This window comes from Microbacterium sp., assembly GCF_049661145.1.
Lineage (GTDB): Bacteria > Actinomycetota > Actinomycetes > Actinomycetales > Microbacteriaceae > Microbacterium.
This window is the reverse complement of sequence record NZ_JBASZT010000061.1, coordinates 1-17,752: the sequence shown is the minus strand read 5'-3', so window position 1 is coordinate 17,752 and position 17,752 is coordinate 1. Positions and strand designations below refer to the sequence as shown.

The following is a 17,752-nucleotide window of genomic DNA, read 5'->3' as shown; positions in this document are numbered from 1 at the left end:
CGTGACGGCGGCTCCGGCAGGGGCCGAGACGACCGACGCGATCGACGCCGGCGCGATCGCCCTCACCATGGCCCCGAGCGGCCACGGCGTCGTCTCGACCGACCCGCTCTTCGTCTCGGTCTCGGTGACCAATCCCACCGAGGCGGCCACCGCGCCCGCCGACGTCGTCGTCGCGATATCGCGCAGTCCCCTGGCGAACGATCAGGAGGTCACGGATTGGCTCGCCGAGCCCACGAGTCAGCCGGACGAGATCGCCCGCGACGCCGTGCCCGCCGTGCCCGCCCATACGGTCCGCCCGCAGTCCGTGACCATCGACCCCGCCGCGGCGGGTCTCACGACGCTCGCCCCGGGCGTGTACCCGCTCAGCGCCACCTGGGGAGGCGGTGACGGCACGCGGGTCGCGGCAAGCGTTCTCGTCGTACCGGATGCCGCCGCGGACTCCGCTGCTCCGATCGGCGTGGTCATCCCGATCACAGCACCGGCGATCACGACGGGCCTGCTCAGCGCCGATGCCCTCGCGCAGTTGACCGCCCCCGGCGGACAGCTGCGCGAACAACTCGACGCCGTGACCGGCACCGCCGCGATCCTCGCGGTCGACCCCGCGATTCCCGCGGCGATCCGCGTGCTCGGCAGTTCCGCCCCGGATGCCGCCCAACAGTGGTTGACCGACCTGCTCGCCCTTCCCAACTCACGCTTCGCGTTGCAGTTCGGCGATGCCGACCTCGCGACCGAGCACGCTGCGGGGCTTTCGCACTCGCTGACGGTGTCCACTCTCGCGCCCTACATGTCCACCGATGACTTCGCCACAACGGCGGCGCCGACACCCACGACGGAGCCGACTGCGACACCCGGCGCGACCCCCTCGGCGAACCCCACGTCCACTCCGGCCCAGGGCACGCTGCCCGACCTGGCATCCCTGCTCGACATCGGCACCGCGGTCCCGGCCGTGTACTGGCCCGCGACCGGGACCGCGGGTGCCGACCTCGTCGCCGCGCTGCAGGACCGACCCGTCGACGACGTCGCCCCCGTCGTCCTGATGCCCTCCGACGAGGTCTCGGGGCCACCCGGCGCGTGGGCCCGCGCCGACGACGCACAGGTGCTCGTCTACGACGCGGAGGTCACGGCTGCCTTGAAGGTGGCCGCATCCTCCCAGGGTGCGCTGACGCAGGATGCCGCGCTCGCCTCGGCATCCGCCTATGCCCACCTCGCGACGACAGGCACGGGACGCACCGCACCGCTTCTCGTGACGGTCGACCGTGCGGCGACGCGATCGGGCCAGGCGCTGCGGGCGGCGATCGCGGCGGCATCCGACCTCGCCGGACGCCCATCCGCCGACCTCCAGGCACTCACGACGACCAGCGCGGCGAACGTGACGCTGGCGACGGATGCCGAGCCGAACCCCGACCGCGTCGCCGCGCTGCAGGCACTCACGCGCGGCGAGGACGAGCTGACCGCTTTCGCCACGATCCTGACCGATCCGACGGTGCTGCTCGCTCCCGAACGTGCGGAGGTCCTCCAGCTCCTCGGCAACGGCTGGCTCGAGACACCCGCCGCGTTCGCCGACGCGGTGAGCCGGCACCGCGTCGAGACGACGCAGACCCTGGATGCCGTCGGTGTCGTCCCGGTCAGCGACATCACGCTGCTCGCGAGCGCTGCCCCGCTGACGTTCACGGTGCGCAACGACCTGGCGTGGCCGGTGTCCCTGGTGCTCGTCACGACCCCCAACGACCCCCGCCTGCGCGTGCAGAACTCCACGCCGGTCGAAGCGGGCGCGGCGCAGAACACCCGGGTCAAGGTGCCCGTCGAGGCCCGCGTCGCCAGCGGCGAATCCACGCTTCGCCTGCAGCTGCGCAGCCCCGCCATGGTCGCCATCGGGCAGCCCGTCCCGGTCGCGGTCACGGTGCGCGCCGAGTGGGAATCGGTGGGGATCGTCGTCATGATCGCGATCATCGGTGCGATGATCATCGCCGGTGCCATCCGCACCGTGCTGCGCCGGCGCCGGAGCGGCGAGCAGGCGGATGCCGAGCACGCAGCGGATGCCGAGCACGCAACGGGTGCCGCGGCCGCCGACGAGCACCCCTCCCAGGACGGGCCCGTCGATGATGGCTAGCCTCGGGCGCGCGAGCGCGATCATCGGCGCCGGAACGCTCGTCTCCCGGCTGACCGGACTGCTGCGCTCGGTCGTGCTGGTCGCCGTGCTGGGCTCGTACCAGAGCCGCGCCGCCGACGCGTTCACCACCGCGAACATGCTGCCGACGAACATCTACGAACTGTTGGCGGCGGGGGTCATCACCGGCATCATCGTGCCGCAGATCGTGAAGGCGGCCGCCCATACCGACGGCGGCTCACGATTCGTCTCCAAACTGCTCACGCTCGGCAGCGTGCTGCTGGTCGCGTCAACCGTCGTGATCATGGCCTTCGCGCCGCTGCTGGTCTGGCTGTACGTGCCGAGCTATACCGCGCCGCAGCAGGCGCTCACGCTCTCGCTCGCGTACTGGTGCCTGCCGCAACTCCTCTTCTACGGTCTGTACGCCCTCATCGGCGAAGTGCTCAACGCCCGCAAGGTGTTCGGGCCGTACAGTTGGGCCCCGACCGTCAACAATCTCGTCTCGATCGCCGGGTTCGGTGTCTTCCTCGCCGTGTTCGGCGGCCCCACCACGGCGGTCTCGGAGTGGACCCCGGTGATGATCGCGCTGCTCGGCGGAACCGCGACCGGCGGCATCGCACTGCAGGCGCTGGTCCTGGTGTTCTTCTGGCGGCGCACCGGCCTGCACGTACGTCCCGACTTCCGGTGGCGCGGCATGGGGCTCCGCCACATCGGCACTCTCGCCTGGTGGACCTTCCTCACGGTCGTCGTCGGCCAGCTCGCCGGGCTCGTGCAGTCGCGCGTCGTCTCCGATGCCTCCGGGGCTGCCGGCGTCACCGTCATCGTGTACGCGTGGCTGATCTTCATGCTCCCGCACTCGATCGTGGCGATGTCGATCTCCACGACGTACTTCACGCGTTTGGCCGAGCTGGTCGCGGCCGGTCGGCGCGACCAGGTGGGCCCTAATCTGGACGAGTCGATCCGGGCGCTCAGCGTATTCGCGTTCGGGTTCATGGCGGCGCTCGCAGCGGCATCCGTGCCCCTCTGCCGCGTCTTCACGATCACCACCGAGGGTGCCGTCTCGATGGCCTGGGTGCTCTGCGCGTACCTCGTCGCCCTCGTACCCTTCGGCGTGCTCGTGATCGTCCGACGCGCGTTCTTCGCGTTCCAGGACACGCGTACGCCGTTCTGGTTCTCCGTCGTGCAGTGCGTGCTCGCCGCAGCGGGCGCGTTGCTCGCCGCGCTCGCGGTGTCGCAGGGATGGATGCCGCTGGCCTTCCTCTCCGCCACCGTCGCCCTGACGCAGTCGTTGTCGACGTTCGTGCAGCTGCCGGTCGCGCTGCGCATGCTGCGACGCCACACCGGGGCCCTCGATCTCGGAACCACCTGGCGGGCGCTCGCGCGGTTCGCCGTCGCCGCTGTCCCCGCTTTCGCGGCCGGCTGGCTGGCCTTCACGCTGCTCGGGGGCGTCGGCGGATGGACCACCGCGGATCGCCTCTGGGGCGTCGTCGGCGCGGCGATCGTCGGCGGTGTCGCACTCCTCGTCTATATCGGCGTACTGGCGGCCCTCCGGGCTCCCGAACTGAGCGTCGCGACGGGAGCGGTGCGCCGGCTCCTGCGTCGCTGACCCGAAAGTCCCGCCACCTGAGGCAGATTTTCGCGCCCCCACGGCGCGGCAGCGCCCCTGAGAAGCTGACCCGCGGATGCGAAAGTCTCGCCACCCCGGGCAGACTTCCTCGCCTCCGCGCCTCCGGTCGCCGGAATGAGCCGCGGCTACGATGGGTTGAATGCGCTGAGGCCGTGTTGCGCGACACGCAGCGGCCCCGCAGACGAAGGGATTGCACGTGCGACACGTCATCATCATCGGGTCGGGCCCGGCCGGCTTCACCGCCGCGATCTACGCGGCGCGCGCCAACCTGGAGCCACTGCTCATCGCGAGCTCGGTCGAAGCCGGCGGGGAGCTCATGAACACGACCGAGGTGGAGAACTTCCCCGGATTCCCCGAGGGGATCATGGGACCCGACCTCATGACGAAGATGCAGGAACAGGCCGAGCGGTTCGGCACCGAGGTGCTCTACGACGATGTCACGGCGTTGGATCTCGCCGGCCCCGTCAAGAGAGTCACGCTCGGCAGCGGTGCTGCTCATGACGCCGAGAGCATCGTCTTCGCAACGGGGTCAGCGCCCCGCAAGATCGGCATCGAGGGCGAATCGCGACTGTCGGGTCACGGGGTCTCGTACTGCGCCACCTGCGACGGGTTCTTCTTCCGCGGCCAGGTCATCGCCGTCGTCGGCGGCGGTGACTCGGCGTTGGAGGAGGCGACGTTCCTCACGAAGTTCGCGTCGAAGGTCTACGTCATCCACCGTCGCGATGAGCTGCGCGCGTCCAAGATCATGCAGGCCCGCGCCTTCGCGAACGAGAAGATCGAGTTCGTCTGGAGCAGCGAGGTCGCCGATATCCTCGGCGACGACGCCGTGACGGGAGTGCTGCTCCGCGACACGGTGGACGGAACGACCAGGGAATTGCCCCTCACCGGGGTTTTTGTTGCGATCGGCAACGATCCGCGTACACATCTCGTTCACGGCGTGCTCGACCTCACGGAGCACGGCACGGTGTGGGTGGACGGCCGCTCGTCCCGCACGTCGATCCCGGGAGTGTTCGCCGCCGGAGACGTCATCGACCCGACGTACCGCCAGGCGGTGACGGCGGCCGGCAGCGGTACCGTGGCCGCCCTCGACGTCGAGCACTACCTCGCCGCTCGCGGCGACGCGGGTGCCCCGGCGCGGGATGCCGCGGAGATCGATGGTCTGGCAGACGATGGTCTGACCGACGCCGCCTGACGCGGCCGGCCCGACCGCGAGCGGGATGTCGCATCTCATGAGAGTTGTCAGGTCGCGGCAGGACTGACCTGGGGTTTTCTCACTCGAGTCGTCATTCCCGAAGAGCGATCTGTCTCACGCCAGTTGTCACGATCCGTTGGTCATCACGTCGGCGGCGTTCAGTCGCTGAAGCGGTGCGCCCAGTAACCCGCAGGCTGTTTGTGATGTGCGTAGGCGATGATCACTGGCCGGCCATTGGCGCGCACGTAGTAGACGACGCGCTCGACGAAGCCTCTGATCTTCCGGCTGCGGACGACCGGGATGCCGTCCCAGTATGCGACCGGAGGCCAGGATTGCGGGTCGTTGACGACAGACTCGATGGCCACGAGCGCGCTCTGGTTGAACTCGGCGCCTTTCACCGGCCCGTAGTACCGCACGCGCCCGAGCAGTTCATCAACCGCTTCGGGGTGCTCGTCGTAGTCGTCGAGATCGAGCGTCACGCTCGAAGCTCAGCGAGGAGCGCCTGCACTCGCGCCTGCGACTCTCGGCCGCTGACGAGGGGGACCTGACCGGTCTCGACCTCGTCGATGCGTCGACGGAAGATCTCCCGCCACGGTGCACCGAAGTCGACCGACTCGTCATCCGGCAGGCTGTCGAGAAGGCGGTACGCCACGGCGGCGCGCTCATCGGAGGCGAGCTTGAGCCCCGCCTCGTACACGTCGTCTGCTCGAAGTGCCATGCACCGAGTGTAAAGCCGCCGGCCGATATCTGGGAGGGGTTGCGACGTGCTTCACGTTCTTCGAGCGCGTGGGTGGTGGCCGCCGCGCACCCCGGAGACACGCCCGCGATTTCCGGATCGAGTGAGATTTTCGCAGGTCGAGTGAGACGATTTCCGGAACCGTGAGATTTTTTCGGATCGAGTGAGACTCGACACGGGAGCGCAGTCGCGGAACAATCTCGGCATCCGCCGTGTTGAATCGGACGATCCGCGTATCGAGCGGGTCGCAGATGAAGGAGAGAACATGACCGCCAAGGCCACGAGCGAGAGCACCTGGCAGCAGGATGTCATCGACGCCGAGGGAACCGTGCTGGTCGACTTCTGGGCCGCGTGGTGCGGTCCGTGTCGCATGGTCGGACCCATCCTGGATGAGATCCAGACCGAGAACAGCGACAAGCTCACCGTCCTGAAGCTCAACGTCGACGAGAACCCCAACCTTGCGATGAAGTACCAGATCACGTCGATCCCGGCGATGAAGGTCTTCAAGAAGGGCGAGGTCGAGAAGACGATCATCGGCGCGAAGCCGAAGTTCGCGCTCGAGCAGGACCTCGCGGCCTACATCGCCTGACGCCGTGCTCGGCCCGTCAGGACGCGTCGGCGCGGACCGCGGCGTTCCACCGACGGTGCGGCTCGCTGCCCAGTAGCCGCCAGACGGCACGAGTCAGGGGCGGATAGTCGAACGCGATCTGACGCAGCACTCGATAGTTGCGGGCCTGGGTCGGCCGGACCCCGGCGTCTGCGGCGATGTTCTCGGCGCGCAGGGTCAGCACGACCAACTCGTCGACCGACGGCAGGTCCTCCATGAAATCCCAGGGGTCCTCGCCGTCACGCAGTCGCTCTTCGATGAGGACCGACAGTTCGTCGCTCGCCTCGGCGCGCAGCAACTCCAGGCTCGCCCTGCGGGGCATGGGGGGACGGTCGGTCACCCGTACAGCCTACGACGTGCGGACCGATCGGCGGAGGCACGCTGCGTCAGCTCGCCCCGAACTCCGTCTCACCGAGCTCAGCGAGGATGCGGTTCAAGTCCTGGATCGTGGCGAAATCAATCACCACCTGGCCTTTTCTTGCCGACAGATTGATCCTCACCCTGGTGTTGAGGCGGTCGCCCAACCGCTCGGCGATCTCGTCGAGATGCGCGCGCCGAGCGCCCGCTTTGGGACGCACAGCCTTCGGTCCTGTCGCTGCCCCCGCCTTCGCCGCGGCTTCCGCGCCCCGCACCGACAGGTCCTCGTTGACGATCTTGTCCGCCAGGCGCTGCATCGCGTCGGCGTCATCGAGCGACAGGATCGCGCGCGCATGCCCGGCGGTGAGCACGCCCGCGGCCACCCGCTGCTGCACGGGCACCGGAAGCTTCAGTAGCCGGATCGTATTGCTGATCTGGGGGCGTGAACGACCGATGCGTGTGGCGAGTTCTTCCTGCGTGATGCCGAAGTCCTCCAGCAACTGCAGATATGCCGAGGCCTCCTCGAGCGGGTTCAGCTGTGACCGGTGGAGGTTCTCGAGGAGCGCATCGCGCAGAAGGTTCTCATCGGCGGTGTCGCGGACGATGGCGGGGATCGACGTGAGTCCCGCCTCCCGTGCCGCCCGGGTGCGTCGCTCCCCCATGACGAGCTCGTAGGCGCCATCCGCGTTGGTGTGGACGACGACGGGCTGGAGCACGCCGAACTCCCGCACGCTGTGAACGAGTTCTGCCAGATCGTCCGGATCGAAGTTCGTGCGCGGCTGCCGGGGGTTGGGGACGATATCGTTCGGGTCGATCTGGACGAGCCGAGTTCCCGGGATGGTCAGGAGCTCAGCGCTCTCGTCGGCGGATGCCGCGGCATCCTGCTCCACCGTTGTCACCGCGGCGGACGGAGTCGCGCCCGGGAAGAAGACGTCAACGGGGCGGGCATCCGCAGTGTCCGCCGTGGGGATGAGCGCGCCGATGCCGCGGCCCAGACCTGTTCGCTTCGCCATCAGGATGTCTCCTCTTGGATTGTGGTGCGTTGCTCGCGCTGCACGAGCTCAACGGCGGCCTCGCGATACGAGACCGCGCCGGCGGAGTGCCCGTCGTATGCGATGACGGTCTGACCGAAGCTCGGGGCTTCGGAGACACGGACGGAGCGTGGGATGACGGTGCGCAGCGCCTCGTTCGGGAAGTGGGTGCGGACCTCTTCTGCGACCTGCTGCGCCAGCCGAGTGCGCCCGTCGTACATCGTGAGCAGGATCGTCGAGAGAAACAGCTTCGGATTGAGGTGCTTCTGGATCATGCGCACGCTGCCGAGGAGTTGGCTGAGGCCTTCGAGCGCGTAGTACTCGCACTGAATCGGGATGAGCAGCTCGTCCGCGGCGGTGAATGCGTTGATGGTCAGCAGGCCGAGCGAGGGCGGGCAGTCGATCAGGACGAAGTCGGGTCGCTCGTCCGCGCTCGCAAGATAGTCGTCGAGGGCGGTGCGGAGTCGGTGCTCACGGGCGACCTGGGAGACGAGCTCGATCTCGGCGCCGGCGAGGTGGATGGTGCTCGGTGCGCACAGCAGATTCGGCGACTCCGGGCTCACCTGCACGATGTCGGCAAGCGGGAACTCGTCGATGAGAACGTCGTACACGCTGGGGATGTCGGCGGTGTGTGGCACGCCGAGAGCCGTGGATGCGTTGCCCTGGGGGTCGAGGTCGATGACGAGCACGCGAGCGCCGATGGAGGCGAGCGCTGCGGCGATGTTGACGGTCGTCGTGGTCTTTCCGACCCCGCCCTTCTGGTTCGATACCGTCAGGATCCGCGTGCTTCCACTGAACTCCAACGCAACGGCATCCAGCGCCTTTCGACGCGAAGTGAGGTCCGCGAGTTCGCGGGCGATCGGGCTGTCGTCGAGGGAGAAGGGTGCGGGAGAGGACGCGTTCTCCGATTCCGGCACCGTCAACTCCTGTCATTCTCGGGACCTCTCTACTGTAGTCGAGCGTCCGACACGCCCTGCCGTTTCACGTGAAACGGTGATCGGGTGGGCCGGCAAGGCCCGCGAATCCAGAGCGCTTCGATGCGCCCAGCCCCCACCCCCGGTGATCGAGTGCCGGCGCACAGCGCCGGTGTATCGAGATCACACCCCTCCCAGGCACCGGAGTGGTTTCGATACGCCGCCTTCGGCGGCTACTCAACCACCGGGGGGCCGACTCCGCCCAGCCCCCACCCCGGTGATCGAGTGCCGGCGCGCAGCGCCGGTGTATCGAGATCACGCCGCCTCCGGCGGCTACTCAACCACCGGGGTGGCGTCAGGCTCGTCTCAGTCACCACCGAAGACCTTGCGGCTGAGCGCGGGCAGCTTGTCGCCCGCGTACGCGATGAGCGCCTTCCGCTTCGCTCGACTCCAACCCTGCACTTGCTTCTCTCGAGCGAAGGCATCCGCGACGTTTGTGAACTCCTCGTGGTAGACGAGCTTCACGGGACGGCGCCGTTTGGTGTATTCGGCACCTTCGCCGAGCTCGTGCAGCCAGAGCCGCTGATCGATATTGCGACAGCTGCCGACATAGAACGTGCCGTCCGAGCACTGAAGGATGTACATGTATGCCATGCCTGATGATCGCGGCTGTGGAGATGCTCTGGCGGTAGAGATCCACATTCTGGGGAAAACTCATCCACGGCGCCGGTTGGGGAGAGGACGATGTTTCACGTGAAACGCCCCACCCGGCGATCGAGTGCCGGCGCGCAGCGCCGGTATATCGAGATCACACCCCACCCAGACACGGAAGGTGGTTTCGATACGCCGCCTCCGGCGGCTACTCAACCACCGGGGGGCCCACCCGGCGATCGAGTGCCGGCGCGCAGCGCCGGTATATCGAGATCACACGCCCTCTCCCACGCATGGAAGTGGTTTCGATACGCCGCCTCCGGCGGCTACTCAACCACCGGGGGCCGCGCCCGGCGATCGAGTGTCGGCGCGCAGCGCCGGTGTATCGAGATCACACGCGACCCAGGCATGGAAGGTGGTTTCGATACGCCGCCTCCGGCGGCTACTCAACCACCGAGGCTGCCCCACCCCCAGTGATCCGCACGAGCAACACGGAAAGTGGTTTCGATACGCCGCCTTCGGCGGCTACTCAACCACCGGGGGGCGGGGTGACCGAGTGGCGCGGATGACGCGGGTAGGCTCGGCGATGACGCCATCGCCCACCACCTCCACGCGGACGTCGGACAGCTTGTACTTGCGGATCGTCTTCTCCGCCGCCGCGATCTCGTTCGCCGCGTTCGCGCCCTTCAAGAGGATCAACTCCCCGCCCGGACGCAGCAACGGCACCGTGAGCGGAATGAGCGTGCGTAGCGCGCTGACAGCGCGCGCCGTGACGGCATCCAACACCGACCCGTGCTTCCACTCCTCGCTGCGCGCACGGACGACCTCGACGTTGTCCAACCCCAGCGCAGTCTGCTGCTCGCGCAACCAGGCGACCCGGCGCTCCATCGGCTCGATCAGCACCCACTCGACGTCCGGCCGTGCGATCGCCAGGACCAGGCCGGGAAGGCCCGCACCGGAACCGACGTCGCCGACTCGCCCACCCGCAGGAAACAGGGGCGCCACCACCGCCGAGTTGAGGATGTGCCGATTCCACAGTCGCGGCGGCTCCAGCGGACCGATCAGCCCACGCTCCTCACCGTGCGCGGCGAGGGCTGCCGCGAAGCGGCGCGCCAGCGCGATCCGTTCACCGAACACCACGGATGCCGACGCGGGCTCGGGCTCTACGCCCTCTACGCCCTCCACGCCCCCCGTTTCACGTGAAACATCGCTCATCGGCGATCAGCCCCGACGAATGACCGTGTGCCGATCCGCGCCCTCACCATAGGACTCCGACACGAGGCCCCGCTCCGCGACGATGTCGTGAACCAGCTTGCGCTCGTAGCTCGACATAGCGGGAAGGGATGCCTGAGACGCGCCTTCATCCAGTCGAGCGATGGCACGGTCGACCAGCTTCTCCAGCTGATGCTGCCGTGCATCGCGAGAGCCGCCGACGTCGAGGATCAGTCGCGAGAAACGTCCCGTCTTCGTCTGCACCGCGATCCTCGTCAACTCCTGAAGCGCCTGCACCGTGTCAGGATCCGACAGCAGCCGCAGCGATTCGACATCGTCGTTCTCGACCGACACATACGCCCGCCCGCTGCGCACATCCAGAGCGAGGTCACCGTCGATATCCGCGATGTCGAGCAATCCTTCCAGGTAGTCGGCGGCGATATCGCCTTCCTGCTCGAGCTGCTCGACTGAGGCCGAGGCCGAGGCGGTGCCCGGCGCCGAGCCCGGCGCGGGGGCACGGTCGGCGGCGTGTTTCTCCGTGGTGGTCATCATGTCCTCACTTGGTCTCGGACGTGTTGTCGCCGGAGCCCTTCTGCGACTTCTGGGTGTTCTGCGACTTCTGAGCGCTCTGGGGACCCTTCTGCTGCTGCTTCTTCGCGCGCTGTTTGCTCACCGGCTGCTGCCGCTTCGGCGCTTCGGCCCTGGCCTTCTGCGCCTCCTCGTAGAGACGCTGCTGCTCGGCCTGGTACTTCTCCAGCGGGACGATCTTCCCTTGCGCGTCGAGTGCCTTGCCCTTGCGCGCCAGTCGCTCCTCGCGTGCCTTCGCGGCGTCCGAACCCGGGGTCGGCAGGTTCCGGATCACGAGGAACTGCTGCACCATCGTCCAGATGTTGGAGGTGAACCAGTACAGCACGACGCCCAGCGGGAAGAACACTCCGGAGAAGATGAACGCGAGCGGCAGGACGTAAAGCATGATGCGCTGCATCTGGTACGCCTGGCCGGTCTTGGCCTCGGGGGAGAGGTTCTTGGAGATGATCTGCAACTGGGTGATGAACTGCGACACGATCATCAGGATGACGAGGATCACGAGGATGACGACAGTCGCTGTCTGCCCGAGGTCGATCGCCTCGATCATGTTCGTGTGGAGCGGCGCGACACCGAACAGCTGCGCCTCATAGAACTGCCACGTCAGTTCGGGACTGAGCAGCCCCACCCCACCGAAGCCCCATTCCGCGTGCTTCTTCACGTCGCTCAGGGTGTAGAACATGCCGAGCAGGATGGGCATCTGCACGAGCAGTGGCAGACAGCTCGACACTGGCGTGGTGCCGTGCTTCTTGTACAGCGCCATCGTCTCGCGGCTCATCGCCTCACGCGAGAGCTGGTCCTTCTTGCCGCGGTACTTCTCCTGAACTTTTCGCAGTTCAGGAGCAATTTCCATCATCTTGCGCTGGCTCTTGATCTGCCGTACGAACAGCGGGATCAGCGCACTGCGCACCACGATGACGAGGCCGATGATCGACAGCACCCAGGTGAGGCCGGCATCCGCCGGCAGACCCACCGAAGTGAGAACCCAGTGCCAGAACACGAGGATCGCCTCGACGATCCACTTGAACGGCCACATGATGATGCTGAAGAAGTCGCCCGTCGACGAACCCGGGTACGGCGTCGTCGGCGGCGACACGACGGGCGTCGGTGTCGCCGTGGCGGCTCGGTACAGAAGATCCAGCACGGATCAGTCCTTTCTTGTCGACGCGGATGCCGTGGCCCCGGCATCCGGCGCATCACCGGTTGCAGGAACGACGAAACCGTGCCGTGTCAGCTCGTGTCGGAAGTGGCGGTGCGGCGGGACGTCGTCGATGCCGCCGCGGGCCCAGGGATGGCACCGCGCGAGCCGGGCCGCCGTCAGCGCCGACCCCTTGACGAGGCCGTGCTGCTGCACTGCGCCGACGGCGTAGGCCGAGCACGACGGGTAGTACTTGCAGACATCGCCGTACAGGTGCGAGATCGTCGCGCGATATCCGTGCAACACCACGAGCCCCGCGTTTCGAGGAATCAGGGGAAGTGCACGCAGCACCCCGGATGCCGACAGGCTGCCCTCGCCGAGCGCGTACGACGGCAGCGTTGTGACGCTCACGCCGGGGCCCGTCGCGCCAGGCAACGCGTGACCTCGGCGCGCAACTGTGCGAAATCCGCCGAAGCTGCCGTCGGAAGCGCGCGGATGACGACATCCGCTCCGGTGCGCACACTGGGCAACGCCTCGGCGCACACGGCCTTGAGCCTGCGGCGGACGGTGTTGCGGGTCACGGCGGTTCCCACCTGCTTGCTCACGATGAATCCGAACCGCGGCGGGCGGTCTTCGGAGGTGGTGACCACGTAGGTCACCGTGTGCGCAGCGGCGCACCGGCTACCCCCGCGGACGACGGCCTTGTACTCCGCCCCGCGGGTGATGCGATGGTCCCGCGCCAGCACCGTTGGGTTCAGGCGGACAGCTCGGTGCGACCCTTGGCGCGGCGCGCCGAGAGGATCGCGCGGCCGGCACGCGTACGCATGCGGGCGCGGAAACCGTGCTTCTTGGCGCGGCGGCGGTTGTTGGGCTGGAACGTGCGCTTGGTCATGAGAGACACTTCCGGATCGGCGGTCACCGGAACGCTCTAGACCGGGGACACAGGGTACAGGGGACTGCCCGCGAAGGCATAAGTCAACCGACTAAGGCTACGTCGCGCGCGCGAAGAACTCAAACCAGCCCCGCCTCAGGCACCTCGAAACAGACATTATCCACCGACTGTGGAGACCGTCTGGTGGAGACACGCGGGCCGGTTCTACAGTGGATTTTGCTCTCACCAGGGTCGCTGACTACCGTGACACGGGTAGTTATCCACAGGCTGTCGGCATCGTCGACGTTCGGTTCAGCAACGACCGGTCGCCATCACCACGTTCCAGGGGGGACATGTCTCAGCACGAAGTCCCGGATGTCCCGGTCTGGATCGCCGTGCTGGACGAGTTGGACGGCGACGAGCGCGTGACCCCGCAGCTGCAGGGGTTCCTCAACCTCGCCGTCGCGCAAGGCGTCATGAGCGGCACGCTCTACCTCGACGTCCCCAACGACCTCACGGCAGCGCAGCTCAACAAGCGGCTGCGGGCCCCCATCATGGAAGCCCTCGCGCGCGTGGATGCCGAGCCCACCGCATCCGCCTTCCGCGTCGTCGTCAATCCCGAGCTCGCCGACGTGCATCTGAACGCGCCGATCCCGATGTCATCCAGCGGGCCCTCGCTCGCGGTGGGGCGATCGGCCACCGATGACTACACCGAGACGTCGCCGCTGCCGGGCAACGGCACGAGCGGGGGCATCGGCGCCAGCCGCAGCGACACCCGCCTGAACCCGAAGTACAACTTCGACAGCTTCGTCATCGGGCAGTCCAACCGGTTCGCCCACGCCGCGGCCGTCGCGGTCGCCGAGGCTCCCGCGAAGGCCTACAACCCGCTCTTCATCTACGGCGACTCCGGACTCGGTAAGACCCACCTGCTCCACGCCATCGGGAACTACGCGATCGACCTGTTCCCCGGCATCCGCGTCCGCTACGTCTCCAGTGAAGAGTTCACGAACGACTTCATCAACTCCATCGCCAACAACCGCGGATCGGCGTTTCAGGCGCGCTATCGCGACATGGACATCCTGCTCATCGACGACATCCAGTTCTTGCAGGGCAAGGCCGAGACGCAGGAGGCGTTCTTCCACACCTTCAACACGCTGCACGATCACGACAAGCAGGTCGTGATCACGAGCGATGTACCGCCGCGCCACCTCACCGGATTCGAAGACCGCATGCGCAGCCGGTTCGAATGGGGTCTGATCACCGACGTCCAGGCTCCCGACCTCGAGACCCGCATCGCGATCCTTCGCAAGAAGGCGCAGTCCGAGCACCTGCTCGTCCCCGACGAAGTGCTCGAGTACATCGCGACGAAGGTCTCCAGCAACATCCGCGAGCTCGAAGGCGCACTCATTCGCGTGTCGGCGTTCGCGAGCCTGAACCGGTCCAACCTCGACACCTCGCTCGCGCAGACCGTGCTGCGCGACATCATCGACACCGACGACGCGAACATCATCTCCCCGACCGACATCATCACGGCGACCGCGCACTACTTCCGGCTCTCGGTCGACGATCTGTACGGCTCGAGTCGGTCGCAGTCCATCGCGACCGCCCGCCAGATCGCCATGTACCTCTGCCGCGAGCGGACGAGCCTGTCGCTGCCCAAGATCGGGCAGCTCTTCGGCAACCGTGACCACACGACCGTCATGTATGCGTACAAGAAGATCAGCGAGCTCATGAAGGAGCGACGCTCGATCTACAACCAGGTGTCGGAGATCACGACGCAGCTGGGACGCGTCGGACGCTGAGCCGCCGCGACGGCGCAACCGGGCGTCATATACTCCGTTGGCGTATTGACAGTCGCCACGACAGTCGTCAATATGCAGGTTCTGCACAATGTGGACAGCCTGTGGATAACTACACGTCGCGACGGGACTGCTGTGAGCAGATCCGCGGATGCTGTGGATGACGGCATCCCGAGCAGACGAGCCCCCATCCGGGTTTTCGCGCGGAATCCGCAGTCCACTCACAACTTACACGCGTGTGCTTTCCGCTCGCGGACAGTGATCCGCGGACTTGTCCACAGTTTCCACACCCGTTAACACCATGACAGAGAACTCCCCTAGAGAATCCGATTCGATCACCTCTGCATGCGGTCGAGGGGAGAGCGCAGCGGGCCTCCTCAATCTCGATCGACCTCCTGATCTCGTTCGGTCAGGGCACTAACATGAAGTGGCCTGTGTATGTCCAGCCCGAGTGGGGAGCAACAGTGAAGTTCCACGTGAATCGCGACGTGTTCAGCGAGGCCGTGTCATTCGTCGTCAAGCTCCTGCCGCAGCGCAACCCGCAGCCGATCCTGGCCGGAGTTCTCATCGAGGCCGATGAGGCAGGGCTGTCCCTGGCGGCGTTCGACTACGAGGCATCCGCCCGCACGACGATCGAGGCGACGGTCGACGAACCGGGAACGATCCTCGTGCACGGCCGGCTGCTGTCCGAGATCGCGAGTCGTCTGCCGAACGCACCGATCCAGATCGAGGTCGGCGCCGATGAGGGCATCGTGCTCAGCTGCGGCTCGGCGCGTTTCACCCTGGCTTCCATGCCCGTTCAGGAATATCCGGCAATTCCCGAGGTCGGCGGGGAGTCGGGTCTGGTGCCTGCGGAAGAGTTCGCGACGGCGATCTCGCAGGTCGCCTTCGCCGCCTCGCGCGACGACGTCACGCCGGTGCTCACGGGTGTGCAGCTCGAGGTCGCCGGCACCGAGCTCAGTCTGGTCGCCACCGACCGGTACCGGGTCGCGCTGCGTGACGTCGCGTGGGATGGCGGCACGATCGCCGGGGATCAGTCCACCTCGGCCCTCATTCCGGCGCGCACCCTGATCGAGGTGGGCAAGACCTTCACTCACTCCGGCACGATCCAGATCGCCTTCTCGGGCTCGGGTGATCGCGAGATCATCGCTTTCACGGCGGGCAACAAGACCGTCACGTCGCTGCTGATCAAGGGGAACTTCCCCCCGGTGCGGCGGCTGTTCCCGGACCAGACGGATCACTATGCCGTCGTCGGCACAGCTGACCTCGCCGAGGCGGTTCGCCGGGTCTCCCTCGTACTGGATCGTGCGGCGCCGCTGCGGTTCACCTTCACCGAGGAGGGCGTGTCGATGGATGCCGCGGGCAACGAGCAGGCACGGGCCACCGAATCGGTCGACGCGACGCTGGTTGGTGAAGAGGTCACGCTCGGACTCAACCCGCAGTATCTGCTCGAGGCGCTGGGCGCCGTCAAGAGCGAGTTCACGCGCATCACGTTCACCTCGAGCGACAACGCCAACAAGCTGAGCCCGGTGCTCATCACGCCCCAGACCTCCGGCACGCCCGAGAGCTTCAAGTACCTCCTGCAGCCCAACCTCCTGCTGCGCTGACCGTCGGCAGTGCCGCATAGGCTGAACCGGTGATCGTGGAGCAGCTCAGCCTCGTCGACTTCCGCAACTACGCGGCCGCCGACGTCAGCCTCGCGTCCGGTCCGAATCTCTTCGTGGGCCGCAACGGTCAGGGCAAGACCAATCTCGCCGAAGCCATCGGCTACTTCGCGACGCTCGGCTCGCATCGGGTATCGCAGGACGCGCCGATGGTCCGCGATGGTCAGGATGCCGCGATCGTGCGCATGCGTCTGGCCTACGGAGAACGCCGCGTGATGCTCGAGGCGCAGCTCAACCGCTCCGGCAGCAACAAGGCACGGGTGAACGGCTCACCGGCGAAGAGCACTGAACTGCCGCGCTACGCGCAGGTCGTGCTGTTCGCGCCCGAGGACCTGCAGATCGTGCGCTCCGACCCGTCCGCACGCCGTCGGTTCGCCGATCAGCTGCTGATCCAGCGGTCCCCCCGCATGGCCGGAGTCCTCGCCGACTACGACCGCGTGCTCCGGCAGCGGACCGCATTGCTGAAGTCGGCGCGCGCCCGCGGCATCCGGGGGCAGGGTCTGTCGACGCTCGACGTATGGGACGACAAGCTCGTCCAGCTCGGCACGGATGTCATTCGCGCGCGGCGCGCGCTCGCCTCCGACCTGGCAGTGCCCGTTGCCGAGGCGTACGCCGCGATCGCCGGCGCCGACCACCAGCCGGAACTGGAGTGGGCGCTGTCGATCGACGGAGCGGGGCCGGACGATGGTGGTGATGACGCTGGTGACGGCGTCTCGACTCGGCCCTCCGGGCCTCGCTCAACGAGCGGAAGTGGCGACGCGGACGCCGAACACGTCGCCGACCGGTTCCGCGCGGCGCTCGCCGCCCGTCGCGAGGCGGAGCTCGACCGGGGACTGACCCTCGTCGGTCCCCACCGGGACGACCTGATCCTCCGGGTGCGAGCGCTCCCCGTGAAGGGCTACGCCTCGCATGGCGAGTCGTGGTCCATCGCGCTCGCGCTGCGTCTGGCCTCGGCGCAGCTGCTGCGCGCGCAGTCACAGCTCGGCGACCCGGTGCTCATCCTCGATGACGTGTTCGCGGAGCTCGACGTCGATCGCCGCGCCCGCCTCGCGGGCATGGTCGAGGGGTTCGAGCAGGTGATCGCGACAGCGGCGGTCGAAGCGGACGTCCCGTCGGCGCTGCGTGCACGCACCGTCCGCGTCGTGGCGGGCACCATCGAGCAGGATGCCCAGCGGGAGCAGGATGCCGGGGTGCACCCGGCATGAGCAATGAGATTCCCGAGACGATCGGCACCTACCTGCGACTGCGCGGTCTGGAGCCC

Annotated in this window: 19 protein-coding genes; 7 read left to right on the top strand and 12 right to left on the bottom strand. The window is 67.4% G+C overall.

The window, feature by feature from the left end; all coding sequences use genetic code 11:
* The 3 genes from WBP48_RS02795 to trxB all read left to right on the top strand — a co-directional run.
* Window positions 1-2,110: DUF6049 family protein (locus WBP48_RS02795; RefSeq protein ID WP_424435747.1), on the top strand; the 2,110-nt coding region annotated here is incomplete at its 5' end.
* A complete protein-coding gene (gene murJ, locus WBP48_RS02790; protein ID WP_424435744.1) occupies window positions 2,100-3,713 on the top strand; it encodes a murein biosynthesis integral membrane protein MurJ in 1,614 nt (537 codons plus the stop codon). The genes WBP48_RS02795 and murJ, both read left to right, overlap by 11 nt.
* A gap of 217 nt (window positions 3,714-3,930) precedes the next feature.
* Window positions 3,931-4,926 (top strand): thioredoxin-disulfide reductase, encoded by a 996-nt coding sequence (gene trxB, locus WBP48_RS02785; protein WP_424435741.1) that lies wholly within the window; start codon window positions 3,931-3,933, stop codon window positions 4,924-4,926.
* A gap of 158 nt (window positions 4,927-5,084) precedes the next feature.
* On the opposite strand, the gene WBP48_RS02780 is transcribed toward trxB, so the two are convergent.
* Together WBP48_RS02780 and WBP48_RS02775 are read right to left on the bottom strand one after the other, a co-directional pair.
* A complete protein-coding gene (locus tag WBP48_RS02780) occupies window positions 5,085-5,405 on the bottom strand; it encodes a hypothetical protein (RefSeq protein ID WP_424435738.1) in 321 nt (106 codons plus the stop codon).
* Window positions 5,402-5,644: an addiction module protein gene (locus WBP48_RS02775; RefSeq protein ID WP_424435735.1), complete on the bottom strand. Its 243-nt coding sequence runs from the start codon at window positions 5,642-5,644 to the stop codon at window positions 5,402-5,404. Before WBP48_RS02775 ends, WBP48_RS02780 begins: the two co-directional genes overlap by 4 nt.
* Before the next feature lie 283 nt (window positions 5,645-5,927).
* Here WBP48_RS02775 and trxA point away from each other — a divergent pair, with 283 nt between their 5' ends.
* Entirely contained in the window at window positions 5,928-6,251 is a 324-nt protein-coding gene (gene trxA / locus WBP48_RS02770) for a thioredoxin (protein WP_424435732.1), read from the top strand.
* 16 nt (window positions 6,252-6,267) lie between these two features.
* Here trxA and WBP48_RS02765 read toward each other — a convergent pair whose 3' ends face one another.
* From WBP48_RS02765 to rpmH, 10 genes are all read right to left on the bottom strand, one after another.
* Window positions 6,268-6,591 carry a tryptophan synthase subunit alpha gene (locus WBP48_RS02765; RefSeq protein WP_424435762.1) on the bottom strand — a complete coding sequence of 108 codons (324 nt, stop codon included), beginning with the start codon at window positions 6,589-6,591 and terminating at the stop codon, window positions 6,268-6,270.
* Between the two features lie 64 nt (window positions 6,592-6,655).
* A complete protein-coding gene (locus WBP48_RS02760) occupies window positions 6,656-7,639 on the bottom strand; it encodes a ParB/RepB/Spo0J family partition protein (protein WP_424435729.1) in 984 nt (327 codons plus the stop codon).
* Window positions 7,639-8,574 (bottom strand): ParA family protein, encoded by a 936-nt coding sequence (locus WBP48_RS02755; RefSeq protein ID WP_424435726.1) that lies wholly within the window; start codon window positions 8,572-8,574, stop codon window positions 7,639-7,641. Before WBP48_RS02755 ends, WBP48_RS02760 begins: the two co-directional genes overlap by 1 nt.
* A 363-nt stretch (window positions 8,575-8,937) precedes the next feature.
* Window positions 8,938-9,225 (bottom strand): GIY-YIG nuclease family protein, encoded by a 288-nt coding sequence (locus tag WBP48_RS02750; protein ID WP_424435723.1) that lies wholly within the window; start codon window positions 9,223-9,225, stop codon window positions 8,938-8,940.
* Between the two features lie 522 nt (window positions 9,226-9,747).
* The gene (gene rsmG / locus WBP48_RS02745) at window positions 9,748-10,437 is read right to left on the bottom strand and encodes a 16S rRNA (guanine(527)-N(7))-methyltransferase RsmG (RefSeq protein WP_424435720.1); all 690 of its coding nucleotides are present in this window, start codon (window positions 10,435-10,437) and stop codon (window positions 9,748-9,750) included.
* A 6-nt stretch (window positions 10,438-10,443) separates the two neighbouring features.
* A complete protein-coding gene (locus tag WBP48_RS02740) occupies window positions 10,444-10,986 on the bottom strand; it encodes a protein jag (protein ID WP_424435717.1) in 543 nt (180 codons plus the stop codon).
* Between the two features lie 4 nt (window positions 10,987-10,990).
* On the bottom strand, window positions 10,991-12,160 hold the full coding sequence (gene yidC / locus WBP48_RS02735; RefSeq protein ID WP_424435759.1) for a membrane protein insertase YidC: 1,170 nt from the start codon (window positions 12,158-12,160) through the stop codon (window positions 10,991-10,993).
* A 6-nt stretch (window positions 12,161-12,166) separates the two neighbouring features.
* Window positions 12,167-12,523: a membrane protein insertion efficiency factor YidD gene (gene yidD / locus WBP48_RS02730; RefSeq protein ID WP_424435756.1), complete on the bottom strand. Its 357-nt coding sequence runs from the start codon at window positions 12,521-12,523 to the stop codon at window positions 12,167-12,169.
* A 41-nt stretch (window positions 12,524-12,564) separates the two neighbouring features.
* On the bottom strand, window positions 12,565-12,903 hold the full coding sequence (gene rnpA / locus WBP48_RS02725) for a ribonuclease P protein component (protein WP_424435714.1): 339 nt from the start codon (window positions 12,901-12,903) through the stop codon (window positions 12,565-12,567).
* Between the two features lie 8 nt (window positions 12,904-12,911).
* On the bottom strand, window positions 12,912-13,049 hold the full coding sequence (gene rpmH, locus WBP48_RS02720; RefSeq protein WP_424435753.1) for a 50S ribosomal protein L34: 138 nt from the start codon (window positions 13,047-13,049) through the stop codon (window positions 12,912-12,914).
* Window positions 13,050-13,381: 332 nt separating this feature from the next.
* Here rpmH and dnaA point away from each other — a divergent pair, with 332 nt between their 5' ends.
* From dnaA to recF, 3 genes are all read left to right on the top strand, one after another.
* Window positions 13,382-14,830 (top strand): chromosomal replication initiator protein DnaA, encoded by a 1,449-nt coding sequence (gene dnaA / locus WBP48_RS02715; protein ID WP_424435711.1) that lies wholly within the window; start codon window positions 13,382-13,384, stop codon window positions 14,828-14,830.
* A 461-nt stretch (window positions 14,831-15,291) separates the two neighbouring features.
* The gene (gene dnaN, locus WBP48_RS02710) at window positions 15,292-16,434 is read left to right on the top strand and encodes a DNA polymerase III subunit beta (RefSeq protein ID WP_424435750.1); all 1,143 of its coding nucleotides are present in this window, start codon (window positions 15,292-15,294) and stop codon (window positions 16,432-16,434) included.
* A gap of 29 nt (window positions 16,435-16,463) precedes the next feature.
* A complete protein-coding gene (gene recF, locus WBP48_RS02705; protein WP_424435708.1) occupies window positions 16,464-17,696 on the top strand; it encodes a DNA replication/repair protein RecF in 1,233 nt (410 codons plus the stop codon).
* Window positions 17,697-17,752 lie beyond the last annotated feature (56 nt).

Excerpts from the sequence above, each read along its gene's own strand:
- WBP48_RS02740 (WP_424435717.1), bottom strand. The coding sequence starts at position 10,986 with ATGATGACCACCACGGAGAAACACGCCGCCGACCGTGCCCCCGCGCCG.
- WBP48_RS02750 (WP_424435723.1), bottom strand. The coding sequence starts at position 9,225 with ATGGCATACATGTACATCCTTCAGTGCTCGGACGGCACGTTCTATGTC.
- WBP48_RS02765 (WP_424435762.1), bottom strand. The coding sequence starts at position 6,591 with ATGCCCCGCAGGGCGAGCCTGGAGTTGCTGCGCGCCGAGGCGAGCGAC.
- trxA (WP_424435732.1), top strand. The coding sequence starts at position 5,928 with ATGACCGCCAAGGCCACGAGCGAGAGCACCTGGCAGCAGGATGTCATC.
- WBP48_RS02775 (WP_424435735.1), bottom strand. The coding sequence starts at position 5,644 with ATGGCACTTCGAGCAGACGACGTGTACGAGGCGGGGCTCAAGCTCGCC.
- rsmG (WP_424435720.1), bottom strand. The coding sequence starts at position 10,437 with ATGAGCGATGTTTCACGTGAAACGGGGGGCGTGGAGGGCGTAGAGGGC.
- rpmH (WP_424435753.1), bottom strand. The coding sequence starts at position 13,049 with ATGACCAAGCGCACGTTCCAGCCCAACAACCGCCGCCGCGCCAAGAAG.
- WBP48_RS02760 (WP_424435729.1), bottom strand. The coding sequence starts at position 7,639 with ATGGCGAAGCGAACAGGTCTGGGCCGCGGCATCGGCGCGCTCATCCCC.
- dnaA (WP_424435711.1), top strand. The coding sequence starts at position 13,382 with ATGTCTCAGCACGAAGTCCCGGATGTCCCGGTCTGGATCGCCGTGCTG.
- murJ (WP_424435744.1), top strand. The coding sequence starts at position 2,100 with ATGATGGCTAGCCTCGGGCGCGCGAGCGCGATCATCGGCGCCGGAACG.